Source organism: Streptomyces spiroverticillatus, assembly GCA_014650415.1.
Taxonomy (GTDB): Bacteria; Actinomycetota; Actinomycetes; order Streptomycetales; family Streptomycetaceae; genus Streptomyces; species Streptomyces spiroverticillatus.
The window spans coordinates 113,298-134,554 of the sequence record BMUX01000005.1 but is presented as its reverse complement, the minus strand read 5'-3'; the positions used below and the strand labels follow the sequence as shown (position 1 = coordinate 134,554).

Here is a 21,257-nt window from a genome sequence, read left to right as displayed (position 1 = left end):
GCCGACCACGAACGAACCCAAGGAGAGCAGGCGTTGAAAACGCTGCGTGTCCTCAACAACAACGTGGTCCTCGCGCGCGACGGGAAGGGCCAGGAGGTCATCCTCACCGGGCGCGGTATCGGCTTCAACGCCCGCCAGGGCAAGCCCGTCGACCCCTCGCTGATCGTGCGGGTCTTCGTCCCCGCCGACGGCCGCGACCCCGACCACCTGGCCGAGGCCCTCGCGCTGGTCGGCGAGGAGGTGCTGCGGGCCGTCGTGATCGCGCTGGGCGAGGTCGGCATCGAGGGCCGCGAGTCCACCCGGCCCACCCTCGCCATCGCGGTCGCCGACCACGTCGCCGGGGCGCTGGACCGGGCCAAGCGGGGCGTCGTCGTCGAGTATCCGCTGCGCGCCGAGGCGCAGGCCCTGTACGCCGACGAGTACGCCCAGGCACAGCGCCTCCTCGCCGCGATCAACGAACGCGTCGACCCCAAGCTCGACCCCTCCGAGGCGACCGCCCTCACCCTGCACCTGGTCAACGCGGGCTTCGCCTCCGGCGATCTGTCCTTCACGTACACGATGACCGGCGTCATCCAGCAGATGCTGGCCGTCGTGCAGCAGCAGTACGGCCTGGACGCCTCCCGCGAGTCGATGAGCGCGGCGCGCTTCATCACGCACGTGCGCTACCTCTTCGTACGCATCCAGCAGCACCGGCAGCTCAAGGGCCACGAGTCCACGATCGGCAAGGGCATCCGCCGCCACTACCCGGAGGCGACCCGCACCGCGCAGCGCCTGGCGACCATCGTGGAGATGCGGCTCGGCGAGAGCCTGAGCGAGGACGAGGTCTCCTATCTGGCGCTGCACGTGGCCCGGATGACCACGGACGCGGACGTCGACCCCGAGACGGACGCCGAGGCCGACGGCGCGGCCTGAGCACCGGGCCCGCTCCTCGCCAAAGCGCGGTAAAGCGGGGTAAAGGGCGTCAATCGGTCCGTAAAATATGGGTTATACATCGGGCTTGCTTCCTTCGTACGGGTGAATACGCGCAGGCCGGTGGACCCGGAGGCGATCTAGGTTCGGCGTGATCGGCATCCCGCCGCCGTCCGAACTGGAGAGGTCATGTCCTCCACCTCCACCCCCGTTCCGTCACTCCCGTCCCTCGCGTCCCTGTGCGCCGCCGCCTCCTTCACCCCGTCCGAGACCGCCTTCCCGCGCGAGGAGTCCGACCCGCGCGCGGTCTACGGCGCGATCCGCGACGAACTCCTCCTCGACGGGCGCACCCGTCTCAACCTCGCCACGTTCGGCACCACGTGGATGGAGGACGAAGCACGCCGGCTGATGTTCGAAACCGCCGACAAGAACCTGGTCGACACCGAGGAGTACCCGCAGGTCGCCGACATGGAGGCGCGCTGCGTACGGATGCTCGCCGACCTCTGGCACGCCCCCGACCCGGCCCGCGCCACCGGCTGCTCCACCACCGGTTCCAGCGAGTCCGCCATGCTCGCCGGGCTCGCCCTCAAGCGCCGCTGGGAGCACCGCAGGCGCGCCGCCGGCAAGGACACCGCCCGCCCGAACCTCGTCGCCGGGGCCAACGTCCAGGTCTGCTGGAAGAAGTTCTGCTCGTACTTCGACGTCGAACCGCGCCTGGTCCCCCTCGCCCCCGGCCGCCTCCACCTCACCCCCGATCTGCTCGCGCAGTACTGCGACGAGCGCACCGTCGGCGTGGTCGGCATCCTCGGGTCCACCTTCGACGGTTCGTACGAGCCGATCGCCGACCTGTGCATGGCGCTCGACGGCATCGAGCAGGCGACCGGGCACGACATCCCGGTCCACGTCGACGGCGCGTCCGGCGCGATGGTCGCGCCCTTCCTCGACCCGGACCTGCTCTGGGACTTCCAGCTCTCCCGGGTCGCGTCGATCAACACCTCGGGCCACAAGTACGGCCAGGTCTTCCCGGGTCTGGGCTGGGCGCTGTGGCGCGACGCGGAGGCGCTGCCCGCCGACCTGGTGCACCACGTCGACTACCTCGGCGGCGAGATGAACACCTTCTCGCTCACCTTCACCCGCCCCGCGTCCCACGTGGCGGCCCAGTACTACACCTTCACCCGGTACGGCCACGAAGGCATGCGGCGGCTGCACCTGGAGTCGCGGCGCACGGCCCGCGCGGTCGCGGCGGGCGTCGCCGAGATCGACCTGTTCGACCTCTTCACGGACGGCAGCCAGCTGCCCGCCTTCGCGTTCCGTCTCAGCGACCGCGCGCACGCGCTCGGCATCCACGAACGCGACGTCGCCCAGGCGATGCGCGCCCGTGGCTGGCAGGTGCCCGCCTACCCGCTGCCCACCGGGCTGACCGAGACCTGGGCGCTGCGGGTGGTCGTGCGCACCGGGTTCACCCCGCGGCTGGCGTCCCTGTTCCTGGACGACCTGCGGCAGACGGCCCGGACGCTGCGGTCCCACGCGCTGGTGTCGACCGGCTGACCGGCCACTTCTTCCCGAGCTGCCTGATCGGCTACTTCTTCCGGAGCTGAAAGAGCCAGGTGGTGGCGGCGCCTGCCAGGAAGGTGGCGCCGAGGACGAACCACATGGGTGCTTCCGCCCACGGGATCCAGAAGTGGATCCGTACGGAACGGTTGTTGATCAGTACGAACCAGATGGCGAGGGCGACCAGCAGCACGCCCGCCACGAGCCGGGGGGAGACGTTCGGGCGCCGGGTCCTGGGGGCTCCGTCGTTCTGGGGCATGGCGTTCTCCGTGGGTCGGTCGGCCGGTCCGTGTGTCCCCAGGCTCTCCCGGGCACGGCGTTCCGGCACGTCCACGCGTCCGGCCGGTGGTGCCTTCGCCGCCATGGTTTCGTCGCCATGGTGCGGACGGGTGGGCGTCACCCGTGCTTCACCGGCGGCTGGTGACGTAGGGCGTGTCGTCACCCGCCAGTCCGCGCCGGCCGGCGCACCAAGGAGCCCTCGCGATGCCCAGACCCACCAGCCGTCACCTGAAGGCCGCCACCGCCATGCTCGCCGCGACCGCGGCCGCGCTCGCCGTGACGACCTCGGTCAGCGCCTACGACACCAAGGAGCAGGCCCAGCGGTCCATCAAGGGCGGCCATGCCAAGAACGTCATCCTGCTGATTGGTGACGGCATGGGCGACTCCGAGATCACCCTCGCCCGCGACTACACCGTGGGTGCGGCCGGCCGCCTGAACATGGACCGCTTCCCGCTGACCGGCGCGTACACGACGTACGCCGTGCACCCGGACGGCACCCCCGACTACGTCACCGACTCCGCGGCCAGCGGCAGCGGCTGGGCGACCGGCGTGAAGACGGTCAACGGCCGCATCTCCAAGACCCCCGGCACCGACAAGGCCGTACGGACCATCCTGGAGCTGGCCCAGCAGGGCGGATACGCGACCGGCAGCGTCACCACCTCCGAACTCACCGACGCCACGCCCGCCGTGCTCGCCTCGCACGTCACCGACCGCTCCTGCCAGGGCCCGGCCGACATGGCCTCCTGCCCCGCCGACACGATCGCCAAGGGCGGCCCCGGCTCCATCGCGGAGCAGAGCGTCAACCACAAGGTGGACGTGCTGCTCGGCGGCGGCAAGCAGCGCTTCGACCAGAAGGTGACCGACGGGAAGTTCAAGGGGCTGACCGTCACCGAGCAGGCGCGGAAGCTCGGCTACCAGGTCGTCAACGACGACGCCTCGCTCAAGGCGGCCAAGCCCGGCGCACCCGTCCTCGGCCTGTTCGCCTCGGGCAACGTGCCCACCGAGTGGACCGGCAAGACGGCCGCGGTCGGCGGCACCGCCCCGCAGCGCTGCGTCACCTCCAACCCCAAGCGCCCCGCCACCACCCCGAACCTCGCCGACTCGGCGACCAAGGCCATCCAGCTCCTGGAGGCCAAGCAGAAGTCCCGCCACACCGACAAGGGCTTCTTCCTCCAGATCGAGGGCGCCTCCATCGACAAGCAGGACCACGCCGCCGACCCGTGCGGCCAGATCGGCGAGACCGCCGCCTTCGACCGCGCGGTCAAGGTGGCGCGCGACTACGCGGCCAAGCACCCCGACACCCTCGTCGTCACCACCGCCGACCACGGCCACACCAGCCAGATCGTCCCGCTGGACGCCACCCCGCCGGGTCTCACCTCGACCCTGGTCACCGACGAGGGCCAGCAGCTCAAGGTGAACTACTCGACCAACACCCCGGGCAAGTCCCAGGAGCACACCGGCGTTCAGGTCCGCATCGCGGCCCAGGGCCCGCAGGCCTACCGCGTGCTGGGCGTCACCAACCAGACCGACCTGTTCGGCACGATGCGCGAGGCGCTGAAGCTGCGCTGACCCGTCGACCCGCGTGCCCGGCCCCTCCTGCGGAGGGGCCGGGCATCACGCCGTGTGCGGACACGGCGCCGCGTCGTCCGCCGTCGGGATGCACATCCGGCGGACCAGGTCACGGGTGGTGCGCCCGGGGGCCCTGTTGCGCCAGGTGACTCCGGGGTGGCGGGAGCGCAGGTGGGAGAGGGCGCGGGTGCCCAGGCCCGTCGTACGGAAGCGCTCGTCGATGCTGATGCCGGTGATGACGGCCCGGGCGCAGCGCTCGCACATCCGGTAGTGGACCCGGCCGACGATCTGCCGTACGTGGACGAGCAGCAGGCACTCCTCGGAGGCCTTGCCCGACGGCGCCTCGGGGAGGTGCGTGTCCTGGAAGTCCACCTCCCGGTACGCCAGGAGACGCCGCCGCAGACGGCCGGTGGTGCGGCCGCGCGCATGCGGACGGGGGCGGGGTGTGTGGCGTGCGTGTCGTCCGTGCATGGAGTGCCGAGTGCCCCGGACGGCCGGGGATAAGCCATGAAATTCCGCGGTGCGCCGGGGGAGGGGTGCGCATACGTTGGGCCGCACGGTGAACGTACGGCTTCGGAGCGGAGTGCGGTCGATGGTCGAGGTGGAACTGCGGGTGAACGGCTCGGCCCGGGTGCTGGACGTCGAACCCCGGGTGAGCCTGCTGGACGCGCTGCGCGAGCGGCTCGGCCTGACGGGCACCAACATCGGTACGGTCGTCAACGCCAAGACGGCGGCGAGCCAGTTGCGGGGCGGCATCGTGATGGGCATCGGCATGGCGCTGGCGGAGGAGACGCTGGTCGACCCGCGCACCGGCCGCATCATGAACGCGAGCCTGTCCGAGTACCACGTCCCCGTCCACGCCGACATCCCCGCCATCGACGTGCACATGCTGGACGACCCGGACCCGACGATGCCGCTGGGCGTGCTGGGAGCGGGCGAGGTCGGCATCGTGGGCGCGGCGGCGGCCGTGGCGAACGCGGTGCACGACGCGACGGGGAGGCGGGTGAGGGAGCTGCCGCTGACCCTGGACAAGCTCCTGTAGCCGATGACCGGTCCGTACGCTGACAAACGGTCGTCCCGGAGCCACCCTATGAGGGTGAACAGGACGCATCTCCACCGCAGGCTGCGCTTCGACGGCTGGATCGCCGGGATGGGAACCTCCGGCGGGACCCGGATCGTGCTCGGCCACTGGCCGCGCTCGCCGTTCGGCCCGCTCAGCGACGTCATGCTCGAACGGCCCGACGGGGAGCGGCTGCTGCTGGCCCCCACCGCCGAGACCGCCGAATTCATCCGCCGTACGTACACCTACGACACGGTCCGTGTCACGCCGGTCCGGGTGAGCGTCGAGGACGGGGCCTGGGCAGTCTCGGCGGGTCCGCTCGACGTACGTTTCCGGACCGGCCGGCGCGGGCCCCTCGGGCGGGTGCTCCGGGCGGTGCCGGGACCGGTGGCCGCCCACCCGGCGTGGTGTGCGGTGACCGACCTGTCCGTACGGTTCCTGCTCCCCGGGGTCCGCACGCGAGGCAGCGCCGGGGGAGGGCGTCGCGAGTGGTACGGGGCGCGTGACCTGCACCCGGTGACCGGTCTCTCGGGCACCTACGAGGGCGCCGACCTCGGCACCCTCGCACCGGTCGACCCGCCGGTGCGCTTCGGCTTCGGGTCGGTGCCGAGGGATCCGGCGCTGACCCGGATCACGACGACGATCGAACTGGGGGCGGGGGAGAGGGCGGTGGGGTAGGGCGCGCCCGCGTGGCGGCAGCCGCGGACCGGTACGGCCCCGCACCCCTGACGGGATGCGGCCTCACCTCACCCCGGCACCGGCGGTCAGCCCTTCGCCCGTGCGGCGAGCCACCCCGCCATCGCCCGGACCCCGACGCCGATCGCCTTGGTGTCGGGGTCGAAGGTGGCGTAGTGCGGGACCGCCTCGGCGATGTCGGCCCCCGGCCGCCGTACGCCGAGGAAGGAGTACGTGCCCGGGATGCGGTCCAGGAACAGCGCGTAGTCCTCGCCGTTGAACGGGAAGGCGGCGTGCATGACGGTGACCCCGGCCGGGCCGAGGACCCGGCGCAGATGCCGTCCCAGGGCGAGTGCGTCGCGCTCCGGGCAGACCAGGGCGGGGAAGGGCTCCCGGTCGAAGTCGACCACGGTGCCCGCGTACTTCCGGGCCAGCCCCCGAACGGTCTCGCGCACCTCGACGTACCGCTCCTCGGGCCAGCAGCGGTACCACACGGAGACCGTGACCCGCCCGGTGTCCTTGTCCTTCGCCGCTCCCGCCGAGACGGTCACGAACCTGGCCAGCGGCCCGCCCTTGACCTGCACGTCGGCGACCATCCTCTCCAGTGCGGCGGACGTCTCCGGGGGCGCGACGGTGCTGAGTTCCGTGATCTCGGCGGCGAGCCGCTCGGCCCGCGCGAGCGCGTCGGGACCGTTCACCTCGATGACGGTCCCGTCCTGCCCGGGCAGCCCGCTGCCGGGGGTCACGGCGAACTGCCCCACGGGGAAGGGCCCGCAGTGCAGGGCGTGGATCTCCTCGGGCGCGTGGTCCCGCAGCACACCGGCGTCGATCATCGCCCGAGCCCCCTGGAGGGTCTCCTCCCCCGGCTGGAAGAAGAAGACGACGGTGCCGCCGAGCCGGTGCCGCAACCGCGCGAGGGTCTGCGCCACGCCGACGCCGACGGCGGTGTGGATGTCGTGCCCGCAGGCATGGGCGGCCCGGTCGGCGCCGGGGAAGATCCCCTCCTTCGGCACGGCGTCCATGTCGGCGCGGTAGGCGACGGTACGTCCGGGCCGTGCGCCCCTGAGCACGCCGACGACGCCGAAGCCGCCGACCCCGGTGGTCACCTCGAGCCCGGCGGCACGCAGCAGGTGCGCGACGATCCGGGACGTGGCGACCTCGCCCGCGGAGGCCTCGCTCTTCGCCGTCTCCGGGTGGGCGTGCAGATCGCGCCGCAGTTCCACGAGACTGCGCTCGACGCGCCGGACGACGGCGTCGATCGCCGACTGGTCGAGGGGCCCGCGCCCGCCCGCGCCTTGTGCGGCGGCGGCCCCGGCGGGCACGACGACACCGACACCGGCTGCGGCGGTACCGCCGAGCAGGGTGCGGCGGTTGAGGACGGGCTTGTTCTCACGGGTCATTTCTTCCCCCAGGGCAGTGGTCGGAGACCGCGGTGCGGCACGGCCCGCCCAGTTCACCCCAGTCGGTCAGGAACCACAGTCCACCGTCCGGTGGACAAGCGGAGCCGCCGTCGCCGCCGCCACCTGCTCGGCGCTGACGCCGGATGCGGTCTCCACCAGGACGAGACCCGCCCCGGTGACGTCCAGGACGCCAGGTCGGTGATGATGCGCCACACGCAGGCTCGCCCGGTGAGCGGCAGCGGTCGGACTCTCCGGACGAGGAGGGTGCGGCGGCGAACTTCCGGTGGGAGGAGGTGTTGGAGCTACTCGCGGGCAGGGTTTTCCTGGGTGGGTGAGGGACGCTGGCGGTCCGGGCGGGTGCCTCGGGGGAGCAGGAGCATCAGGGCCCACATCGCGGCGAGGGCGGCGATGACGTACCAGAGGCTGTGGGCGAAGGCGGTGTTCAGGGGCGGGCCCTGGGGGCGTGCGGTGGTTCCGGTGAAGAGGATCAGGGTGGTCAGGGCCGTGCCGAGGGCGATGCCCAGTTGGGTGGCCGTGTTGAAGAGGCCGGAGGCCGATCCGGCGTCGTCGTGGGGGACCCGGCCGAGGGTCAGGTCGGCGAGGGGGGCGCCGATCATGCCGAGGCCGAGGCCGACGGCGAGCATGGGGGCGGCGGCCAGGACGAGGCCCATGCTCGTGCCTTCGGTGGTGATCAGGTGGTGGTAGGCGGCCAGGGTGGCGGCGGAGAGCAGGGCTCCGGCCTGCGGGACTGCCCGGCCGTAGCGGCGGACCAGGCTCATCGCCAGCCACGCGCCGCCCATCTCACCGAGCGAGGCGGCGACGAAGCCCAGGGAGGCTTCGCCCGGGGTCAGGCCCAGGCCGTCCTGCATGAACAGGGCCCAGGAGAGGAAGAACGCGCCCGAGAGCAGCCCGAAGGCCAGTTGGGTGGCGAGTCCGCCGGTGAAGGCGCGGCCGGTGAAGAGGGAGAGGACGACGAGGGGGGAGCCGCCCTTGCGGGTCTTGGTCTTCTGCTGGGCGACGAAGGCGGCCAGGACGAGGACGCCGGCGGCCATGGTCAGGAACGACCGGGTGGGCAGGCCGTGTTCGTCGGCGATCGTCAGGGGGACGGTGATCAGCAGCAGGCCGAGCGTGGAGAGGAGCATGCCGTACGGGTCCAGGCGGCGCGTGGTGCTCTCGCGGGACTCGGGGAGGCAGCGCAGGCCGAAGAGGACAGCGGCGATGCCGAGGGGCAGGTTGATGAGGAAGACGGGGCGCCAGCCGAGTCCGAAGAGGTCGGCCTGGGTGAGGACGCCGCCCAGGACGGGTCCGGCGACGCTGCCCAGCGACATGACCGTTCCGTAGAGGCCGAATGCCTTGGTGCGGGAGCCTTCGTCGGAGGCGAAGGTGACGTGGAGCGTGGCCAGGACCTGCGGGACCATCGCCGCGGCTGCGGCGCCCTGGAGGACACGGGCCGCGATCAGGAGGGCGGGGCCGTCCGCGATTCCGCAGAGCAGGGAGGCGAGGGTGAACATCGTGGTGCCGATGAGGAAGATTCGTCTGCGGCCGTAGAGGTCGCCGAGGCGGCCACCGGTGATCAGGCCGAGGGCGAAGGTCAGGGCGTAGGCGGCGTGGATCCACTGGAGGGCCGCCGTGCCGGCACCGGTGTCGGCGGCGATGGTGGGCAGCGCGGTGTAGACGACCGAGCCGTCGAGCGCGTTCATCATCTCGGCGGTCAGGACGACGGCGAGGGCGAGGGTCCGGGTGCGGGGCTGGGTGCGGGTGCGGGTGAGGGTGCGGGTCCGGGGCCGGGACGGTGGACTGCTGGTCGTGGTCGGCTCGTGGGGCACGGGGGAGGTTCCTGTTCCTGTGGGATCGGGGGATGTACGGGCGAGGGCCGGGCCCGTCCCGTACGCCGAATGCGCACAGGAGGAGGCGGTACGGGGCCCGGCCCAGGTGGGTCGCCGTCGTTCCGGGCAGGGCGGAGAGGCACCGCGAGGGTGCTGTCCGTGCCGGAAGGAGGGAGGGGGCCGGGCGGCCCGCCCGGTGAGGGGCGGGCCGCCCGGCCGCCGGGTCAGGTCAGGTCGTTCGGCCGGTTCCGGGGGCGGGCCTCGGCAGGAGGAACATCAGCGCCCACATCACCGCCAGCGCCCCGACCACGTACCAGACGCTGCCCGCGAAGGCGTGGGTGACGGCGCTGCCGTGACTGCCCGCCGGGGCGTACTGGAAGAAGACCGGCGACGCCAGCGCGATCCCCAGCGCGGTGCCGAGCTGCATGGCCGTGTTGAACAGCCCCGCCGCCGACCCCGCGTCCTCGTGGTCGACCTGCCCGAGGGTGAGCCCGGCGAGCCCCGCGCCGACCATTCCGAACCCGGCGCCGACCAGGACCATCGGGGCGACGGCGGCCGGCAGGGGCACCTCGGTCTGCTGGGCGGAGACCAGCAGCTGGTAGCCCACCAGCGTGAGGGCGATCAGTACGGTTCCGGCCTGCGGGACGCGCCGCAGGTGGGTGCCCGCCCACCGGGAGGCGAGCGCGGCCCCGCCCATGCCGCCGATCGAGATGGCGACGGAGGCCGGGGCGAACTGCCCCGGGGTGAGGCCGAGTCCGGACTGCATGAACAGCACCCACGTCAGCAGGAACACCCCGGAGACCAGCCCGAACACCAGCTGCGCCGCTAGCCCGCCCGCGAACGCCGTGCTGCGGAACAGCGACAGCGCCACCAGCGCGGAGCCGTCCTTGCGGGTCTTGGCCCGCTGCTGGAGCACGAACACCGCAAGGACGGCCACGCCTGCGGCGAGCAGGACGAAACTCCAGGCGGGCCAGTGCTGCTCGCCGCCCACGGTGAGCGGGTACGCGATCAGCAGCACACCGGCGGCGGAGAGCAGCATGCCCAGCGGGTCCGGGCGGCGGGCCTGCCGGTCGCGGGAGTCCGGGACGTATCGAAGCGCGAAGAGCACCGTGAGCAGGCCGATGGGCAGGTTGATCAGGAAGACCGCCCGCCAGCCGAGCCCGGCGATGTCGGCGGAGGTCAGGACCGCGCCCAGGACCGGGCCGAGGACCCCGCCGAGCGACATGATCATGCCGTACATGCCGAACGCCTTGGCCTGCGACTCCCCCTGGAAGGTGACCGCGATGGTCGCCATGACCTGCGGCACCATCACCGCCGCACCGGCGCCCTGGAGGGCGCGGGCGGCGACCAGGAAGTCCGGGCCGGTGGCGATCCCGCACAGCAGCGACGCCGCGGTGAAGACGACGGTGCCGGCGAGGAAGACGCGCTTGCGTCCGTGGAGGTCGCCCAGGCGGCCGCCGGTGATCAGGGCGAGGGCGAAGGTGAGGGTGTAGGCGGCGGGAATCCACTGCACCACCGCGCTCGTCGCCCCGGTGTCGGCCTGGATGGACGGCAGGGCGGTGTGGACGATGGAGCCGTCGAGCGCGTTCATCAGCTCGGCGATCAGGATCACGGCCAGGGCGATCGTGGCGGTCCGGCCGGCCGGGGCCGGGTGGGTATGGGTGTCGGTTGACACGAGGGAAGGGTCCTTGTCGCGTACGGAAGGGAAAAGGGGACACAGGGCAGGCCTGGGCATGCCCTGTGCGCCTACCGCGCGACAGAGGGAATGAGGAGTGCTACCAGCCCAGGCCATCGGGAGCACCGCCGTCGAGGCATGCGTCGGTAGCCCGCGAACGCGGACATACCGGAAAGAGCGCCTCAGAACGAGCGGCTACACGGCCTGGGAGATATGCCATCACCTCGAAACACAGCGCCGGGCCCCGGAACGGGCACCGGCGGAACCGCACCAGACTAAGCGGACTCGCGGGACACGGGCAACGCAATAAAGCGCAGGTGCCCGCCGTCATGCGGTCCACCGCGGTGGCGTCGTAGGTGGCCATCCAGCGGTGGTGGATCGTCGTCCCGTCCCGCATGCGTTCCATGATCTCCAGGAAGCGGGCCGAGCCCGTGCCCGAGGTCGGGGCGATGTGGAAGGCGGGGTGGGCCGCGCACCACTCCGGTACGCGCAGGCCGCCACCGCGACCACCTTCGCCCGCCGGGACGTCGACCACCTGCTGCTGATCGGCACCGTCACCTCCGCCGACTCCCGCACGGCCGCACCGCTCGTCTACGCCCACCGCACCTTCGGCACCCACTCTGCCTACGCGCCGAAAGAAAGGCTGGAAGTAGCCCAATAGGCCATCGGGCCAGGGCAGTTGAGCATGGTGTGCGGCAAGTGGCGCGTGTTAATTTGCGGGCGTGGCTCAACTGACCTGGGAAGCGCAGCCGATCACCTTCGACACCACCGGGTTCGAACACCTCGACGGGACGCGGTGGTTCGACCCGGAAACGCGGGACGTCGTCGTGCTCGGCGTGGGCGAGGCACTGCCGCGCAGCACGCATTGGCTGTACGAAATCGACGTGCTGCGGCGGGAGTTGGCACACACCCACGCCGCCCGCCCGGTACCCGGACCGGCGCCCGGCCTCGACCCGCACCCCACCGCCCGGCTCCTCGAAGCGGACGCCGTCGCGCTGGACGGATGCCTGGCGCTGTACACGCTGGTCGCCGAGAAGCTGCCCAAGTCGGCGACGGGCCGCCTGTTCCGGGCCTCGTTCGTGCTGGCCAAGGCGGACCGTACCGCCGTGCTGACCGGCCAGTTCGAGGAGTGGGAGATCAGCGGCATGCGGGAGTCGCTGGTCAACCTCCAGACGGGCGGCCCGGACGGCAAGAGGGGCGGGCACCCCTACGATCCCGAGCTGCCGTTCGAGCCCAGCGACGACCCCGCCTGGGACGAGCAGTTCCCCCGCCACCCGCTCTCCAAGGCGCGGGCGTGGGTGCGTACCGTACGCGAAAGCGCCGTGGTGGCACGGGAGTTCAAGGCGCTGCCGCCGTTCCGGACCCGCTGAGGTGCCGCAGGACGAGCCGTGGGCGGTCGGCGACGTCGTCTCGGGCCAGTACGAGGTGACCGGCGTCCACACCGACGGCGGCATGGGCCTCGTCTACCGCGTCCGGCACCGCGACTGGGACACGGACCTGGCCGTGAAGTGCCCGCGCCCCGAGCTCTTCCGCACCCCCGAGCAGCAGCGGGCGTTCGTCCGCGAGGCCGAGACCTGGGTGTCGCTCGGGCTGCACCCGCACGTCTGCGGCTGTCATTACGTACGCGTCCTGGGCGGTGTGCCCAGGGTCTTCGCGGAGTACGTCCCCGGGGGCAGCCTGCGTGACCGCATCCACGACCGCAGCCTCTACGAAGGCCCGCCGCACGAGGTCCTCGCCCGCGTCCTGGACCTTGCCGTGCAGACCGCCTGGGGGCTCCAGCACGCCCACGAACGCGGCCTCGTCCACCAGGACGTGAAGCCCGCCAACGTCCTCCTCGACACGGACGGCACCGCCAAGGTCACCGACTTCGGCATCGCGAGCGCCCGCGCGGCCGGCAGCGGAGAGGCCGCCCCGGTCGGCATGACCATGGCCTACGCCTCGCCGGAACAGGCCCGGCACCGGCCGCTGAGCGTGCGCACCGACGTCTACAGCTTCGCGGTGTCGCTGCTGGAGCTGTTCAGCGGCGAGGTGACCTGGCTGATGGGACCGGTGGCGGGGGAGTCCCTGGAGGCCCTGCGGCTCGACTGGGAGGGCCCGGTCGCCCTGCCGCCCCCCGTCGCCGACCTCCTCGCCCACTGCCTGCGCGAGGACCCGGAGCAGAGGCCGGAGTCGATGGCCGCCCTCGCGGCGCAACTCATCGTGCTGTACGAGGAGTTGCTCGGCCGTCCCTATCCGCGCCCGCAGCCCCGCGCCGCCGAACTGCGCGCCGACGAACTCAACAACCGGGCCCTCTCCCTCCTCGACCTCGGCCGCACCGAAGAGGCCGACACCGCCTTCGAGGCCGCCCTCCGGGCCGACCCCCGCCACCCCGAAGCCACCTACAACGCGGGCCTGGCCCGCTGGCGGCGCGGCAGGATCACCGACGAGGACCTGATCTCCGCCCTCGAAGCCGTCGGCGCCGACGCGGAGGACGCCGCCCGGGTGCGGCCCCTCCTCGACGAGGTCCACCGCGAGCGGGGTGCGACCGGTGCGGGGGACGACGTACGAGAGGTGCGCTGGTCCTCGTACCGCACCAAGGGCACGAAGGACAGCCAGGTACGGCTGACCCGCGACGGTCGCCGCGCCCTGTCCAGCGTCGGGGGCGCCGTACGCCTCTGGGATCTGGCCACCGGGCGCTGCCTGCGCGAACTCGACGGCACGCACGGTCAGGTCGGCCTCGGCGAGGACGGGCGGCAGGCGTTGACCGTGGGCTCCGACGGCCTGGTCCGGCTGTGGGACGCCGAGACCGGCCACTGCCTGCGGACCTTCACCCCGCAGTACCGCACTGGCGACACCGCCGTACGGCAGCCCACGCTCCTGCCCGGGCCCGGGCTGGCCGTCGCGGGCACCAGCGACGGCACGGTCCTCTGCTGGGACCTCGCCACCGGCCGGGTGCGCCACACCCTGGAGGGCTTCCACAGCGGGGCCGTACGGGCGGCCGTGGAGGGTCAACACCTCCTGTTCCAAGGGGCAGTTGAGCTGGTCCATCTCCGTGACCCGTTCGGTGCGCGGGAGGAGACCCGCATGCCGAACGGGAACCGCTTCGAGGCGCCCCTGTGCCTCTCCGCCGACGGCCGCACCGCCGCCACCGCCGACTACGGCCGCATCCAGGTGTGGGCCACCCGCACCGGCGACGAACTCTGCTCCCTCAGCGCCTCCGCCGACCACCTCGACCTGAGCCCCGACGGGCGCCTCCTGGCGGGCGGCGCCCGCGACGGCGCGGTCCGGCTGTGGGAGGTGGCCACCGGCCGCACCCTGCGCACCTACCGGGGGCACGCGGGCGAGGCCGCCGCCGTGGTGTTCCTGGACGACGGGTGGCACCTGCTCGCCGCCGGGCACGACGGCACCGTACGCCGCCTGCGGCTGCCCGGTGCGTACACGGCGGCGACCCGGCTCAGCCGCCCCCGGCGGCACGACGAACTGAGCAGCCTGGACGGGCGGGTGGCGAGCCTGGTCGCCGACGCCGAAGAGGCGCGGGCGCAGGGCCGCACCGCCGACGCCCTCGACCGTCTCAGCCGCGCCCGCTCCGTCCCCGGCCACGAGCGCGACCCCCGCGCGCTCGACGCCTGGCATGCGCTTGCCCGTGAGCCGTACGTCAACAGGACCGGTCTGCGCGCCAGTTGGCCGTCGCGGACGCTCGGGGACTTCGAGGGCCGGGCGAACCTCGCGCTGTCCCCCGACGGGCGCACGGCAGCCATCCGCCTCCCGCACGACCTCCACCTCGTCGACGTGGCGACCGGCGCACGCGGCACGGTGATCGAGGGGCTGCCGGAGAGCTACGGCATGAACGTCCTGCGCGACGTCCACTTCACCGCCGACGGGCGCACCGTGCTCACGGCCAACGCCGACGGCACGCTCGACGCCTGGTCCGTGGCCGACGGCACCCGGCAGGCGTCGATCTCCCTCACCCTCGGCGCGGCAGCCGCCGGGTTCACCGGGGACGGGGCGCGCGCCCTGGTCTGGGGCGCCGACCACCGCGTACGGCTGTGGGAGATGGCGAGCGGGACGTGCCTGCACACCCTGGACGGGGACCACGGCCGGGACCGGCGGCTGTGGCTCGCCCCCGACGGCCGGAGCGCGGCCACCGCCGGGCCGGACAACACCGTACGCACCTGGGACCTGACCACCGGCCGCCGCCTGCGGGAACTGCGCGGACACACCGCACCCGTGGAGGCGCTCGCCGTGGACGAGGAGCGCGGGCTGCTGGTGTCCTGCGGCGGGAGGGGCGACGACCGCATCCGGCTGTGGGACCTCCAAGAGGGCTTGTGTGTAAGGGAGTTCGAGGCGCAGCCGCACTATGCGCGCGTGCTGCGGCTCACCCCCGACGGCCGGTTCGTCCTCTCGCGCGACAGCGAGGGCGTGCTGCGGCTGTGGGAGCTGGCCACCGGACGCTGTCTGCGGGTGCTGGACGGCGACTTCGGGGACGCCGTGTTCGGCCCCGACGGCTGCTGGGCGTTGACGGCGGAGGCCCAAGGGGCGGTACGGATCTGGGAGTTCGACTGGGAACTGGCGGTCGACCCGGCGGCGTCTGTGCAGGCAGAGCCGAGCGGGACCGAAGGGACGACGGAAGGAACTGCCGTGGCACACGGCCGAGTTGACAGCCCGCGAGCCGGCGGGCGACGCCGCACCGAGCTGGAGCCGCTGCTCCAGGCCCTCGTAAGGTTCACCGCCGATCCGAAGCTCGACACCACCGAGGCCCGCCACCGGCGCGGGGCGCGGTCCGGCGACGCGGACGCCATGATCCGGCTCGGCGCGGCGTTGCTGGAGAAGGGCGACACGGCGGGCGCGCTAAGGGAGTTCCGGGGTGCGGCGGACCTCGGCAGCCCGATGGCGATGAACAACCTGGCCGTCGTCTACAAGCGGACCGGGCAGAAGGCGGAGGCCGCCGCCTGGCAGCGCCGTGCCGCCGAGCACCGGTACCCCGCCGCCATGGTGGAGGAAGGTTTCCGCGCCTACGAGGAGCGGCGGCTGGACGAGGCCGAACGGTGGATGCACGGGGCGGCCGAGCAGGGTGACGCGCACGCCATGCACGTACTGGGCATGCTGCTGAACGAGATCGGGGGCCGTACGGGGGAGGTCGAGAAGTGGTTCCGCGCCTCGGCCGACAAGGACCACCGGTCGGCCATGTACAGCCTGGCCCTGCTGGTGCAGGACGCCGGGCGGGAGGCGGAGGCCGAACAGTGGTACCGGAAGGCCGCCGACAAGGGCCATCCGCAGGCCATGAACAACCTCGGCAACATCCTGCGGTACAGCGACCGGGGGGCCGACGCCGAGCAGTGGTACCGGCGTTCGGCGGAGGCGGGCGAGCCGATGGGCATGCTCAACCTCGGCGAGGTGCTGGAGGCCGTGCGGCCGGCGGAGGCCGTGGAGTGGTACCGGCGGGCGGTGGCGAAGGGCTCGGAGCGGGCGGCGGTGCACTTGCGGCGGCTGGGTGCGGGCGGGTAGCCGGGCACGGGCGGGGTCCGGCACGGACACGTACGGGAAGACGGGGGAATCGACGGTGTTCAAGCGCCTCTACACGCTGCCCGACGTACGGCGGCGGCTGCTCGTCACACTGCTGGCCGTCGTGCTGTTCCGCCTCGGCCAGCACCTGCCCCTGCCCGGGGTGGACGTGACCGCACTGGCGGCGACCGACCGGCCCGAAGGCCAACTGGCCGGACTCCTCGACCTGTTCACCGGCGGCGGTCTGGCGCACCTGTCCGTCCTCGCGCTGGGCGTGGTGCCGGTCGTCGCCGCGCACTGGGTGACGGTGCTCGCCGGAGCAGTGAGCCCGCGCCTGCGCGCGCTGGCGGAGGCGGGCAGCGCGGGGGAGGCGAGGCTCGCGCTCTACGCCCGGTACGTCGCGGTCGTGGTGGGCGCGGGGCTCGCCTTCGTGGTCGTACGCATGACGGCCGACGGCCGTCCCCCGCTGGCCGCCGCCGACGCGGACGTGCTGCACGGCACGGGCGCTCTCGCCCAGCTCACCCTGGTGGCCTGCCTGACGGCGGGCACCGCCGTGGTGCTGTGGCTGAGCGGCATCATCACCCGGCACGGCTTCGGCGAGGGCCTGTACCTGCTGCTCTTCGTCCAGGTCGCGGCGGTCCTCCCCGGGCAGGTGGCGGAGGTGGCCCGCGCGCACGGGACATGCGCCGTGGTCGTGGCGCCCGTGGTCCTCCTGCTGACCCTGGCACTCGCCACGGTCCTGGCAGTCACCGTCCGCCACAGCGCGCGCCGCATCCCGATCCAGTACGCGAAACGCATGATCGGCCGCAGGCCGCACGGCGGCGGGGCGACCTACGTCCCGATCCACGGCGGCCGGGCCCGGTTCGGCCTGATGCTCGCGGCCTCCCTGCTCCTGCTGCTGCCCGCACCGCCGAGGCCGTGGCTCGTGGTGGCGTACGCGGTGCTGGTCTTCGCCGGTGCGTACGTGCGCGGGATCCTGGACTTCGACGTCGTGGAGGTCGCGGACAAGCTGAAGCGGGAGGGGGCGTTCGTGCCGGGTATCCGGCCGGGGCGGCCGACCGCCGAATACTTCGCGTACATCCTGCCGCGCATCACCGTGGTCGGGGCGCTGGCGACCACCCTGCTCGCGCTGCTTCCGGTGGGGGCGCTCGCCCTGCCGGGGCTGCACGGGGAGGGGGCGGCGCTCGGGGTCACCGGGCTGCTCGTCGTCGTACTCCTGGCCCTGGACGGGCTGCTCCCGATGGCCCGCCAGATCGAGAGCTGGCTGCGGATGCCCGACCTCCAGCGCGTACAGGACCGGAGCTGAGCTCTCCCAAATCCCCTGCCAGGAATGGTTCCTGACGTACTCTCACGGAAAACGCGCACTGCCGTACAAAGGGGGACCCCGTGGACGAGCACGCCTCTTCATCCCGCCGCGACATCGCCGCGATCTTCCGGGACATCGACACCTTCGACCCCGAGAAGTTCGTCGCCCACCTCACCGACGACGTCGTCTTCCGCTTCGCCAACGCACCCGAACTGACCGGACCGGCGGAGGTGCGCAAGGGCGTCACCGACTTCTTCGCCACGATCGCCGGACTCTCCCACGAGGTCCTCTCCACCTGGGAGTCCGGCGACACGGTGATCGTCCGGACCGAGGTCACCTACACCCGCAAGGACGGCCGGCAGGTCACGGTCCCCAACGCGGACATCCTCACCTTCCGGGGCGAGAAGGCCAGCGAATGGCTCATCTACATCGACCTCGCGCCGGTGTACGCGGACTAGCCCGTGCGCCGGAGGACGTAGGTGTTGCCCGCGTCGGGGTCGCCGAAGAAGAAGTACAGCTCCAGTGCCTTCTGCGGATTCCGGCGTACGTCGAGGCTCCAGGTGTACGTCGACGGGGTCTCGGGCGCGGAGGCGTCGGGGGCCGGAGCGTCCGGAGCCGGCGTCGCGGGAGTGCGGCGGTCCACGGCGGTGCGCTTGGCCAGGGTGAGGCGGACACGCTGGCCCGCACGGGCGTCGGAGAGTTTCCAGGTGCCCGTGCCGGTGAGGCGCCAGCCCGTGTCGAAGTCGAAGTCCTGGCCGTCGAGGCGGCGGAGGGTCGCCGTGCCGTCCGGGCGGAGCGTCACGCGGGTGCCCTCGGCGCCCGACCAGTCGCCGGTCGCCTCGGTCGGTGTGGCGTCGTGGAGGCCCGAGCCCTCGTAGTACTGGGCGGGCCCGGCGCAGGCCGTTACCAGGGCCAGGGCCAGGGCCGGTAGTGCCCCGGCGCGTGCGTATCGCAGTCTCATGGTCGGACTCCCCCCCCAGCCGTCCCGCGTGAGGCTACGGCACGGTCGCGGGACGGCCGACACCGCCCGAGGGAGCCTGCCCGGGCGGCGTCGGAGTGCGGGGAAGGGGGAGGGGGACGGGGAGGGGGACGGGGAGGGGGACGGGGGAGGTCAGACGCCCGCGACGGAGCGGATCCAGGAGCGGTAGGCGGTGACGTTGGTGTAGGCGGTGGTGGTCTGGCGGTCGCTGGTGGAGGCGACGCCGACCTGGATGCCGTTCGCGTTCATCGGGCCGCCCGAGTCGCCGCCCGCCGTGATGCCGTTGCCCCGGCGGGCGCAGATCGCCGAGCCGCCGTAGGCGTCGGTGCAGCCGCCGGTGACGGTCACGTTGGCGACCTTGAGGAGACGGGACTGGCAGTTGATCTCGGAGCCGCACTGGGAGGTGGCGCCCCAGCCGTAGACCTGGACGCTCTGGCCGACGGTCACCGAACCCGGCTGGCCGAGGCGGGCGTACGTACCGGAGACCGACCGGTCGAGGCGGACCAGGGCCAGGTCGGCGCTGTTGGTGTAGGTCTGGACGCCGTTGGCGGTGGTGCCGCCGCTGTGCTGGTCGAGGCTGCCGATGCGGAAGGAGAGGCCGCCGCCGGAGACGCAGTGCTTGGCGGTCAGGATCCAGGTGGGCGCGATGATCGTCGCGGAACAGGTCTCTCTGCCGTTGGAGAAGAGCCGCGCCGCCCAGGGCGCGTTCGACGCGTAACCGCCGCCGATGATCGGCTGGTTGCCCGTGGCGGCCGGGGCCGGGGCGGCGGACGCGGTGGGGGACATCAGGGCGACGACGGAGACGGCGGCGGCGAAGGCGGCGGGGACCAGCCTGGATATCTTCATGGTTCCTCGTTTCGGGGGACACGCTGAGGTGCGTGTGTCGTGTGGGGCTGACGGCCCCAGCGTGCCGAAACGAGGAGGTCGCGGGTACTAGCGACTGGGCATAACGCGGGCTTGTGCCCCTTCCGTTGCCCGCGCGGCGCAGAGGTACGGGCGGGCCAGCCCCAGCCCCGTCGCGGTCAGGACGATGCCGAAGTACACCGGCGCCAGGTGCAGGAAGTCCGTGTAGTGGATCGTGCCGTGCACGAACACCGCGGGCAGGAAACCGGCCGCCCCCGCCCCGGCCAGGCTCCAGAACACCCACCCCTCGCCCCGCTGCCAGCCCCACGTGCTGAGCAGGACGATGGCCGCCGCCGCCGACATCAGCGCCCCGCCGAACCCCGCCCGGTCATGGGCGATGAACGGCACGAGCTGCGGGCTCACCGACTCCAGCGTCCGCACGGTGGTCCGCAGGAAGGTCAGGTCGCTCGGTACGAACACGCCCGTCAGCCCGACCACCGAGATCACCGCCCCGCCGACGAACAGCCCCGCCCCCGTGACGATCAGCAGCAACTGGCCCACCAGCGCCCGCCGGCGCTCCCGCTCCGGCCCCTCCGGGACCGGCTCCCACCGGGGTGTGCGCGGGCCCCGCCGGACCCCCAGCACGAACATCGGGAACAGCACGAGCGCGGTCGCCGTATGCAGTGGCTCCACGAAGCCGGTGGCCAGGAAGTAGAAGAGGGTCGGGAAGCCGATCGCCCCCGACACCAGGTACGCCTCGCGCGCCCAGGCCCGGCCGCGCCTGATCCCGCCCCAGGCGAGCCCGATGTAGAGGGAACCGATCGCCACCATCGTCCCGGCCATGGTGATCCGGTCGTGCTGGAGGAAGTGCACCAGGTGGTGGTTGGCGGCGTGCAGGTCGTCCAGCGTCAGGCCGAGGTAGTCGCGGTCGTACCAGAGCAGCACCGGACCGAGCGTGATCGCCGCCGCGCCGAGACCGGCGACCGTCATGCCGAGCCCGAGGAGCAGCGCCCACGCCCAGGCGGGCCACCGGCGCGGGTCGAGCCCGAGGTCCCGGAGGCCCTGGGCGGGCGCGGTGGGCGTGGCCGCCTCGGCGACCCGCTGGAACCAGCCGGGCCCGGCCGCGACCAGCACCCCGGGCCGGGCCAGCACGACGGTGCCCGGCTCCGCGAGCGCGGTCGCCGATGCGGTGACGGAGGGGTCGGACGTACGGACCACGCGCTGGCCGTCGTCGCCGCGGGTGAACCCGTCGACATCGGGCGCGAGCACGGCCTCGACGGCCGGGTCGTCGGTGCGGACGACCACCGGCACCGAACGGCCGAGCGCCGCCTCCCGTACCGTCTCCACGTCCGCCGCCCCGACCCCCGTCACCTCCACGACCCCGGCCCCCAACGGTGCCATCGCGCGCACCGTCTCACGGGCCAGCGCGGGCGGCACCGAGATGCCGACCCGTACGCTCACGGGCACCCCCGCGAGCTCACCGGCAAGGCTCTCGTGCGGATGCCGGTGCCCGAACCCCCGCGAGATCAGCCGCGCACCGGCGGGCCGCGAGCCGACCGAGGCCAGCAGCCGCAGCGCGGCCCGCTGCGAGCGCCGCCTGCCGACGACGGCGGCGGCCAGGCCGCGCAGCGGGTGATACGTCCAGTCCGGCATCAGGGTCTCTCGCTCATCGGTTTCGTGCCTCTCGAGGGCATTTGTTCTTGG

General features: G+C 72.9%; 19 protein-coding genes. 10 read left to right on the top strand and 9 right to left on the bottom strand.

Going from position 1 to position 21,257, the window contains the following annotated elements; genetic code table 11:
- The first annotated feature begins 33 nt into the window (after positions 1–33).
- Positions 34–912, top strand: a complete 879-nt coding sequence (locus tag IE269_RS15095; protein ID WP_189823462.1) for a PRD domain-containing protein — start codon at positions 34–36, stop codon at positions 910–912.
- A 186-nt stretch (positions 913–1,098) separates the two neighbouring features.
- Entirely contained in the window at positions 1,099–2,457 is a 1,359-nt protein-coding gene (gene gad, locus IE269_RS15090; RefSeq protein ID WP_189823461.1) for a glutamate decarboxylase, read from the top strand.
- Positions 2,458–2,488: 31 nt separating this feature from the next.
- Here gad and IE269_RS15085 read toward each other — a convergent pair whose 3' ends face one another.
- Positions 2,489–2,719, bottom strand: a complete 231-nt coding sequence (locus tag IE269_RS15085) for a LapA family protein (RefSeq protein ID WP_189823460.1) — start codon at positions 2,717–2,719, stop codon at positions 2,489–2,491.
- 224 nt (positions 2,720–2,943) lie between these two features.
- Here IE269_RS15085 and IE269_RS15080 point away from each other — a divergent pair, with 224 nt between their 5' ends.
- Positions 2,944–4,308, top strand: coding sequence for an alkaline phosphatase (locus tag IE269_RS15080; RefSeq protein ID WP_189823459.1), 1,365 nt, complete (start codon positions 2,944–2,946; stop codon positions 4,306–4,308).
- Positions 4,309–4,353: 45 nt separating this feature from the next.
- Here the strand turns inward: IE269_RS15080 and IE269_RS43135 are convergent, their stop codons facing one another.
- A complete protein-coding gene (locus IE269_RS43135; RefSeq protein WP_229897714.1) occupies positions 4,354–4,779 on the bottom strand; it encodes a hypothetical protein in 426 nt (141 codons plus the stop codon).
- A gap of 88 nt (positions 4,780–4,867) precedes the next feature.
- Between IE269_RS43135 and IE269_RS15070 the strand changes: the two genes are divergently transcribed.
- Together IE269_RS15070 and IE269_RS15065 are read left to right on the top strand one after the other, a co-directional pair.
- Positions 4,868–5,350, top strand: coding sequence for a molybdopterin cofactor-binding domain-containing protein (locus IE269_RS15070; RefSeq protein ID WP_229897712.1), 483 nt, complete (start codon positions 4,868–4,870; stop codon positions 5,348–5,350).
- A 108-nt stretch (positions 5,351–5,458) separates the two neighbouring features.
- Entirely contained in the window at positions 5,459–6,046 is a 588-nt protein-coding gene (locus tag IE269_RS15065; RefSeq protein WP_229897782.1) for a hypothetical protein, read from the top strand.
- A gap of 86 nt (positions 6,047–6,132) precedes the next feature.
- Here the strand turns inward: IE269_RS15065 and IE269_RS15060 are convergent, their stop codons facing one another.
- From IE269_RS15060 to IE269_RS15045, 4 genes are all read right to left on the bottom strand, one after another.
- Positions 6,133–7,443, bottom strand: coding sequence for a M20 metallopeptidase family protein (locus IE269_RS15060; protein ID WP_189823457.1), 1,311 nt, complete (start codon positions 7,441–7,443; stop codon positions 6,133–6,135).
- Between the two features lie 66 nt (positions 7,444–7,509).
- A complete protein-coding gene (locus IE269_RS15055; RefSeq protein ID WP_189823456.1) occupies positions 7,510–7,656 on the bottom strand; it encodes a hypothetical protein in 147 nt (48 codons plus the stop codon).
- A gap of 89 nt (positions 7,657–7,745) precedes the next feature.
- Complete coding sequence (locus tag IE269_RS15050; protein WP_229897710.1) at positions 7,746–9,269, bottom strand: MFS transporter; 1,524 nt, start codon at positions 9,267–9,269, stop codon at positions 7,746–7,748.
- Between the two features lie 229 nt (positions 9,270–9,498).
- Positions 9,499–10,944, bottom strand: a complete 1,446-nt coding sequence (locus IE269_RS15045; RefSeq protein ID WP_229897708.1) for an MFS transporter — start codon at positions 10,942–10,944, stop codon at positions 9,499–9,501.
- A 463-nt stretch (positions 10,945–11,407) separates the two neighbouring features.
- On the opposite strand from IE269_RS15045, the gene IE269_RS15040 reads away from it, so the two are divergent.
- The 5 genes from IE269_RS15040 to IE269_RS15020 all read left to right on the top strand — a co-directional run bounded on the left by IE269_RS15040 (position 11,408) and on the right by IE269_RS15020 (position 18,189).
- Positions 11,408–11,605 carry a hypothetical protein gene (locus IE269_RS15040; RefSeq protein WP_229897706.1) on the top strand — a complete coding sequence of 66 codons (198 nt, stop codon included), beginning with the start codon at positions 11,408–11,410 and terminating at the stop codon, positions 11,603–11,605.
- Between the two features lie 61 nt (positions 11,606–11,666).
- Complete coding sequence (locus IE269_RS15035; RefSeq protein WP_189823454.1) at positions 11,667–12,314, top strand: hypothetical protein; 648 nt, start codon at positions 11,667–11,669, stop codon at positions 12,312–12,314.
- A gap of 1 nt (position 12,315) precedes the next feature.
- Entirely contained in the window at positions 12,316–16,428 is a 4,113-nt protein-coding gene (locus IE269_RS15030) for a protein kinase domain-containing protein (RefSeq protein WP_189823453.1), read from the top strand.
- Positions 16,429–16,483: 55 nt separating this feature from the next.
- Positions 16,484–17,731, top strand: a complete 1,248-nt coding sequence (locus IE269_RS15025; RefSeq protein WP_189823452.1) for a preprotein translocase subunit SecY — start codon at positions 16,484–16,486, stop codon at positions 17,729–17,731.
- 80 nt (positions 17,732–17,811) lie between these two features.
- Positions 17,812–18,189, top strand: a complete 378-nt coding sequence (locus tag IE269_RS15020; protein WP_189823451.1) for a nuclear transport factor 2 family protein — start codon at positions 17,812–17,814, stop codon at positions 18,187–18,189.
- Here the strand turns inward: IE269_RS15020 and IE269_RS15015 are convergent.
- The 3 genes from IE269_RS15015 to IE269_RS15005 all read right to left on the bottom strand — a co-directional run bounded on the left by IE269_RS15015 (position 18,186) and on the right by IE269_RS15005 (position 21,206).
- Positions 18,186–18,692, bottom strand: a complete 507-nt coding sequence (locus tag IE269_RS15015) for a hypothetical protein (RefSeq protein ID WP_189823450.1) — start codon at positions 18,690–18,692, stop codon at positions 18,186–18,188. The two genes, IE269_RS15020 and IE269_RS15015, sit on opposite strands and share 4 nt — an antisense overlap.
- Positions 18,693–18,842: 150 nt before the next feature.
- A complete protein-coding gene (locus IE269_RS15010) occupies positions 18,843–19,556 on the bottom strand; it encodes a S1 family peptidase (protein WP_189823449.1) in 714 nt (237 codons plus the stop codon).
- Positions 19,557–19,643: 87 nt separating this feature from the next.
- Positions 19,644–21,206, bottom strand: coding sequence for a hypothetical protein (locus IE269_RS15005; protein WP_189823448.1), 1,563 nt, complete (start codon positions 21,204–21,206; stop codon positions 19,644–19,646).
- Positions 21,207–21,257 lie beyond the last annotated feature (51 nt).

Coding starts and splice junctions, on each gene's coding strand:
- IE269_RS43135 (WP_229897714.1), bottom strand. CDS start 4,779: ATGCACGGACGACACGCACGCCACACACCCCGCCCCCGTCCGCATGCG.
- IE269_RS15005 (WP_189823448.1), bottom strand. CDS start 21,206: ATGCCGGACTGGACGTATCACCCGCTGCGCGGCCTGGCCGCCGCCGTC.
- gad (WP_189823461.1), top strand. CDS start 1,099: ATGTCCTCCACCTCCACCCCCGTTCCGTCACTCCCGTCCCTCGCGTCC.
- IE269_RS15015 (WP_189823450.1), bottom strand. CDS start 18,692: ATGAGACTGCGATACGCACGCGCCGGGGCACTACCGGCCCTGGCCCTG.
- IE269_RS15060 (WP_189823457.1), bottom strand. CDS start 7,443: ATGACCCGTGAGAACAAGCCCGTCCTCAACCGCCGCACCCTGCTCGGC.
- IE269_RS15085 (WP_189823460.1), bottom strand. CDS start 2,719: ATGCCCCAGAACGACGGAGCCCCCAGGACCCGGCGCCCGAACGTCTCC.
- IE269_RS15080 (WP_189823459.1), top strand. CDS start 2,944: ATGCCCAGACCCACCAGCCGTCACCTGAAGGCCGCCACCGCCATGCTC.
- IE269_RS15065 (WP_229897782.1), top strand. CDS start 5,459: ATGGGAACCTCCGGCGGGACCCGGATCGTGCTCGGCCACTGGCCGCGC.
- IE269_RS15010 (WP_189823449.1), bottom strand. CDS start 19,556: ATGAAGATATCCAGGCTGGTCCCCGCCGCCTTCGCCGCCGCCGTCTCC.